The organism is Desulfobotulus alkaliphilus, from assembly GCF_007830435.1.
GTDB lineage: Bacteria > Desulfobacterota > Desulfobacteria > Desulfobacterales > ASO4-4 > Desulfobotulus > Desulfobotulus alkaliphilus.
Genome location: NZ_VLLC01000092.1, coordinates 1 through 1,109 on the forward strand (window position 1 = coordinate 1; position 1,109 = coordinate 1,109).

A 1,109-nucleotide genomic window follows, 5' to 3' on the forward strand; every position below is an offset into this window, starting at 1 on the left:
TGTGGGCTTTACATAAAAATCCGTGAGCTGCTGGTTCAAGGGGGCCTCCCGCTGGTTACTGGTTCATATGACAGGGAGAACCATAGCCTGAAAAAAAGGAAGGGGGAAGGGACTGGATAAATCTAAGCAATGAAGGGAAGGTCCGTGCATTCCCGTAAAGAGAATACACAGACTAAAAAACAAAAGAACCAACCGAGCGGGTTCCACATGGTTGAATTCAGTTATTGAGATCAAGTACAAGGCGCACGGGGTAGCTGGAATTGGGGCTGTTGTGGCGGCTGAGTTCACCGGTACTAAAGTTGACGCCATAATAGGTGCTGCTGCCCTCGCCCATGGGTGTTTGTGTCCAGTAGGTGATGCGTTCGGTATCAGGAAAAACGTTTTGAATGATCGTGGGTTCATCATAGGAGCCGTCACACTCACCGCTGCCGGGGCTGTCAGGAGTCTGCGGCTGGCCGGGACAGTAAACCAGACTCAGGAGCTGTTCTTTGCCGGGCAAACCTAAGCCACTGGGCTCCTGATCGTTTGGGTGAAAGTAATGATTGCTGGCTTGTTGCCGGGCTTCTTCCAGCCTGTAATATATAGCACGGCCAACACAGTTTTGACTGGTGTTATCCCATTCCTGACCTAAAGAGCAACGCTGCCAGACCAGGCCAGTGCGGGTGTCTTCTATCAGTTGATTATCTTTCCCCCGGGCTTCATAGCGGCCTTCAAGGTAACTGATTCCACTGCGTTCAGGGACAGACTGGCGTTCCTCAGGGGTGTTTTTATTGGAATCACTATCTGAACAACCAGCCAGCAAAATCAGCATAAGGCCTAAAATCACTAAGGATAAAGCTGCTTGGAATAAACGCATGATAAGTTCTCCTGAATCAAGGACTTCTACACTTTGCATAAACACCCCGCTTTATACACCCAAAAAACGGAGCGTGGGGAGGGGACGATGGCACTCAAGCGAGTAACTCATGGCTGACAAAAATACATAGAAGAAAAGGGGGAAAATGTAAACAAGCAAGTGGGGGGGAGCATAGCAGAAATAACCTGCTACTGCATAGCCTGAAAAAGGGAGAGTGGGAAGGGGCTTCGAGAACCTCAGCCACCGGGCTTCG

At 50.0% G+C, this 1,109-nt stretch carries 1 protein-coding gene; it reads right to left on the reverse strand.

Annotation, left to right across the window (positions count from 1 at the left end):
* Positions 1–217: 217 nt before the first annotated feature.
* Complete coding sequence (locus tag LZ24_RS17015) at positions 218–856, reverse strand: Lcl C-terminal domain-containing protein (RefSeq protein WP_186443236.1); 639 nt, start codon at positions 854–856, stop codon at positions 218–220.
* Positions 857–1,109 lie beyond the last annotated feature (253 nt).